A 4,989-nucleotide genomic window follows, 5' to 3' on the forward strand; every position below is an offset into this window, starting at 1 on the left:
CCGGTGGCCTCCCCGCCACCGAGGCGCGGGCAGGCCGAACTTGGACACTCCTGGAGCGCGGCCGCGGGGGCGGGCACCGAGGCGGGCCGGCGTTCCTGGTGGGGCCGCGGGACCGCGACGGCCGCGGGCCGGCCGCACGGCGGTGAGAACACCTGAGGCTGTCGTGTCCTGCGGCTCGTCCGGCTGACGCACCGGAGGGGAGGTGGCGCGTCAGCCGGCGCTGGCCGGCGCCGGCTGACGCATCCAACACCTCTCGCGGTGGGCCCATCGTGGTAGCCCGTCACACACGGAGCTGGCACAAGACCGGCGCCTTGTGCGCGGACTACCACACCACCGGAGAGGATGGGGCCCGCCGTTGGATGTCACAGTTATCCACTGATGCGGCATATGGCGGCAACACTTACCATGCGAGTTACACCCAGATGGCCTAGTGCGTTGTGATGAAATCATTGCTATACGCGTGAGGCGTGTGATGACCGGTCGGCCCCCGCTTGCCGGGTGCGGGCCCTGTGTCACCAGAGAGAGTCCCCAGGGGCTCATCGGTGAGGCTGGTCGGTGCTTCATATTCGAGCGGGGCCGGGTGGTCGTCTGTACTCCAATCGGGTGACGAACCAGATATTCCCCTTGTTATGTCTCCCGCCGGTGGCGCATTACTGGAGCACGAACCGGCGGGTTGCCCATCCTTCCCGGGAACGTGACTGCTACCCGTTCCGGTCGTCACTCCCATCACCCGAAGTACGCGGCGACAGGTCGAGTTCCCTTCTCGGGCAGTCATTCCCGGCAGTTGGACGCAACCGCTCCCACCGGTGTCGTGGCCATTGAGTGAACCAGCCATCTGTTCAAGGGAGTGCCACATGTTCCGTTCCCGTCTTGCCGCCGCCGCTGCCACCACCGCCCTCGCGGCCGGTGCCATCGTCGGCCTCGCCCCTCTGGCGACGGCCGCCCCCGCGGCCGTCTCCGCCTGCGTGTCCGACCTGCAGTCCGCGCAGACGGCCAACAACGCCGCCATCGCGGCCGACCAGGCCAACAACCCGGCCGGCGCCCGCATCCAGAACGTGGCCGCTGCCACGTATCTCGCAGCGGCCATCGGTGACTGCCAGGGCCAGCCGAACGTGGTGGGGGCCAACGTCCTCACCGCCACGGCGACCAATGCCACCGCGCTCGTCTACAACATCCTCGGAGTCACCAGCTCCGCGCTGGGTGCCGAGCAGGCCACGGCCTCCGCGATCACCCAGGCGCTGGCCAGCGCGACCTGACCCGCCCAGTGCGGGAGGGCGTTGAGCCCGACGCCCTCCCGGACCCGTCGTCCCGGCGTCAGCCGGGACCCGCCGCCCGCCGGAGCCACCCCCTCCCCGGGTCCGGCGCGCGGTGAGCGCGCAGGGCACTCGCCGTCGACCGCTGTGAGTGCCCTGCCCCGCGCACATACCCGGCCCCTTCCCTGGCAGGTCGCCATGTGGATCTCCGCTTTCATCAATTCTCTTTGCCGGGCCTTTTCCGCGGCATCGCGATGGACCCTCCCCCCGGTTTTCCCCACTCCGCTCACGAGGGAGCAGGAAAACGGGGACCACGGCGACGGCCGAAAAACGGAGCCCGAGGCACCGAATTCCGTTTCCGTGCTTCTGCGAGGCGGCCCGGACTGGATCCAAATTCCCGACGTCTGGCATGTGAGATCCCTGGAACTCGAACCCAAGGTGAAGATCCTGTGCGGCAACGCATACGAGCACTTCGAGTTCTCAGGCCTTTACTCCACCCACGAGGGAGTGGAGTTTCCCGTCTATCACTGGTCCTGCCGCACCTACGTGGCCGAATAGCCGGGCGGTCGTCCGCCCCACCCGTCGAAGGGAACTTCCATGATCGACTCGCTGACCCGTGGGAGCAGTTCGTGAGGCGGCGCGCAGGCGCCCGTGCGCGCGACGCCGTCGTCACCGGGATCGGACTCTGCCTCCCCGGTCCGCAGGACCCGGTCTTCACCGCCGACGACCTCTGGAGCGTCGCCTCCACCGGGACGTCGTGCCTGGTCAAGAAGGGCGTCTACTTCGGTGGCGTCACCCTGCCGGCAGCCGTGTTCGAGGAGCGTGTGCCAGGTATCCCGGAGTTCTTCTCCCGCCACTACACGGACGCCCACCGGTTCGGGCTGGTCTCCCTCACGCAGGCGTGCCACGACGCCGGCCTCGATGTGCGCAGCGACTTGGAGGATGCCGCGATCCTGGTGGGTCGGGGCGGAGTGGATGCCAACATCGACAGCTACCTCGCCGTGCTGCGCGCCGACCCGGCGACCTATCCCGTCGCCGAGGCGCTGGAGATGTTCGTCGCGGCGGAGCAGGCCGTCACCCCGTCGGATGTCGCCCTGGTGCAGGGCGCGCTCACCCGGTCGAGAGGAGCGAACTTCACGGTCTCGTGCGGCTGTGCCTCGTCCGCGGTGCAGGTCGGCAACGCGCTCGGCATGATCGCCGCCGGTGAGACCGACATCGCCGTGGTGACCGGGGCCGACGTTTTCAGCGTCACGATGATCCGCAACATCCAGCGCCTGCTGAGCGGAGCTCAGACGGCGTACGACGCCATGCGCTCCGAGGACATGCCCAGCCTGCTGCCGTCGTTCGACGCGCTGATGCGTCCGTACGACGAACGCGCCGACTGCATCAATCACGGCGAAGGGTCCGTGACGCTTGTGATCGAGAGCCGGGAGCATGCCTTCGCCCGGGACGCCCGCACCTACGGCCAGGTCCTGTCGCAGGTCACCACACGGGACGGGCTCTCGAATCCGCTGGCCAGCGACGAGAGCGGTCGGGCTCTCGTGGCGGCGGCCCGCCGCTGCCTCGGTGACACCTGGGACATCGGTCAGGTGCCGTACATCCACGGCGGCAGCGACGGCAACGTGGTCGTCACGGCCTTCGAGTCGAACGCGGTCAGGGAACTGTACGGCTCCGCGGCATCCGACCTCCTCATGACCTCGCAGGAGGGTTGCTTCGGGCACAACGGTGCTCCGGCGGGCTGTCTCGGGGTGGCCCTCACCCTGCTGATGATGCGGAACAGCCAGGTCTGCCCGACCGCCAACTGCGAACAGCCGGCCGGTCATCTGACGTTCGACCCGGTCCCCGGCACGGTGTGCCGCCCCCTCGACTTCGACTACGCCTTCACCTTCAACTACCAACTGGGCGGAGTGAAGAGCGCGATCCTGCTGGGCAGTGCGGACGTCTGATCCGCAGCGTCCGCCGCTCAGCGGCTCGTCCCTGCGGTTTCCCCCTCACACACGAGTCCGCCGTCGCATCCCCGGCAGCCCTCGCGTTCCCCCGCCGCCTGTGCAGTGACAAGGAGACTTCTGTGGCCAACGACAAGCACGCCCCCCGGCCGGTGACCGCTCCCATCGCCGTCATCGGCATGGGATGCCGGCTCCCCGGAGACGTCGATTCCCCGTCCGCGTTCTGGCGTCTGCTGGTGGAGGAACGCGATGCGGTCGGCCCTCCACCACCCGGCCGGGAGACGGGGGGCGAGCCGGCCGTCGGCGGGCCCTCCGCTCTCCGGGGCGGATACCTCGCGGACGTCTCGGGATTCGACGCTGACTTCTTCGGCGTGGCGGGCCGCGAGGCCGACGTACTGGACCCGCAGCACCGGCTGCTGCTGGAGGTCGTCTGGGAGGCCCTGGAACACGCCGGGCTGCCTCCCGACCGGCTCGCCGGTTCACCGACCGGCGTGTTCACCGGACTGAGTTACCACGACTACATGGACCAACTGGCCGGAAAACCCAGGGAACTCGAAGGCTCCATCCTGACGAACGGCCACTGTGTCGCCGCAGGCCGGATCTCCTACCTCCTCGGTCTGCACGGCCCGAGCATCGCCCTGGACACGGCCTGCTCCTCCTCCTTGGTCGCCTTCCACCTGGCCTGCGAGGCGCTGCACCGACAGGAGTGTGATCTGGCCCTGGCCGCCGGTGTCACCCTCATGCTCGCCCCCCGCATCACCCGGTCCTTCGAGCGGATGGGCATGCTGTCCCCGACCGGACGCTGCCACACCTTCGACGCCGCGGCCGACGGATTCGTGCGCGGCGAGGGCTGCGGCGCCGTCGTCCTCAAACGGCTGCCCGACGCCCGCCGCGACGGTGACCGCATCCTCGCCGTCGTCCGGGGATCCGCGGTGAACCAGGACGGCCGTTCCGACGGTCTCGCCGCCCCCTCCGCCGAAGCCCAGCAGGCCCTGTACCGCGCCGCCCTGACGCGGGCCGGCGTCGACCCGGCCCGCGTCTCCCTGATCGAGGCGCACGGAACGGGCACGCCACTGGGCGACCCCGTGGAGTTCGCGAGTCTCGCCGCCGTGTACGGCCATGGGCTCTCCCCGTGCGCACTCGGCTCGGTCAAGACCAACCTGGGCCATCTGGAACCGGCCGCCGGCATCACCGGCCTCATCAAGACCGTGCTGTGCCTGGGGCACGGAACCATCCCCGCCAACCTGCACTTCACTGAGTGGAACCCGGCCATCGCCGCCGACGGCAGCCGCCTGTTCGTACCGCGCGAGAGCGCCCCGTGGCCCGGCCGGGAACCGGTCAGGCTGGCGGCGGTGTCCTCGTTCGGCTTCTCCGGCACCAACGCGCACGTGATCCTCCAGGAGCCTCCGCCCGCTCGTCGTACCGGCCTGCCCGCACCGCGCCGACCCCGACAGGCACCCCCGGAGGTGATCCTGCTCGGGGCGGGATCACACCGGGCGCTGCCGGAGGCCGCCGGGAAGCTGGCCGCATGGCTGGACGCGGAGGGGGCGACCGTCCCGCTCCGGGACGTCGCCCACACCCTCGCCCTGCGTCGCAGTCCCGGTCGTGGCCGGCTCGCGGTCGTCGCCCGTTCGCACGCCGAGACCGCCGAGGCGCTGCGGTTGTTCGTCGACGGCCTGCCCGCCCCCGCCCTGGTGTCCAGCGCCGCCGACGTGACCGCGCCCCGCCTTCCGGTGTGGGTCTTCTCCGGCCAGGGCTCCCAGTGGGCCGGCATGGGCCGCGAACTCCTG

Annotated in this window: 4 protein-coding genes; all 4 read left to right on the forward strand. The window is 70.2% G+C overall.

Annotated features, from left to right (window positions below):
* Window positions 1-854: 854 nt before the first annotated feature.
* Window positions 855-1,256 carry a hypothetical protein gene (locus CCN33_RS25115; RefSeq protein ID WP_086695752.1) on the forward strand — a complete coding sequence of 134 codons (402 nt, stop codon included), beginning with the start codon at window positions 855-857 and terminating at the stop codon, window positions 1,254-1,256.
* A gap of 195 nt (window positions 1,257-1,451) precedes the next feature.
* Window positions 1,452-1,811 (forward strand): DUF5988 family protein, encoded by a 360-nt coding sequence (locus CCN33_RS33250; RefSeq protein ID WP_244173939.1) that lies wholly within the window; start codon window positions 1,452-1,454, stop codon window positions 1,809-1,811.
* A 71-nt stretch (window positions 1,812-1,882) separates the two neighbouring features.
* Window positions 1,883-3,199, forward strand: coding sequence for a beta-ketoacyl synthase N-terminal-like domain-containing protein (locus CCN33_RS25125; protein ID WP_208621882.1), 1,317 nt, complete (start codon window positions 1,883-1,885; stop codon window positions 3,197-3,199).
* A 122-nt stretch (window positions 3,200-3,321) separates the two neighbouring features.
* A partial coding sequence (locus CCN33_RS25130) for a type I polyketide synthase (protein ID WP_279628203.1) occupies window positions 3,322-4,989 on the forward strand: 1,668 nt, incomplete at its 3' end.

Source organism: Streptomyces recifensis, from assembly GCF_002154615.1.
Classification (GTDB): domain Bacteria; phylum Actinomycetota; class Actinomycetes; order Streptomycetales; family Streptomycetaceae; genus Streptomyces; species Streptomyces griseoluteus.

Excerpts from the sequence above, each read along its gene's own strand:
- CCN33_RS25115 (WP_086695752.1), top strand. The coding sequence starts at position 855 with ATGTTCCGTTCCCGTCTTGCCGCCGCCGCTGCCACCACCGCCCTCGCG.
- CCN33_RS33250 (WP_244173939.1), top strand. The coding sequence starts at position 1,452 with ATGTGGATCTCCGCTTTCATCAATTCTCTTTGCCGGGCCTTTTCCGCG.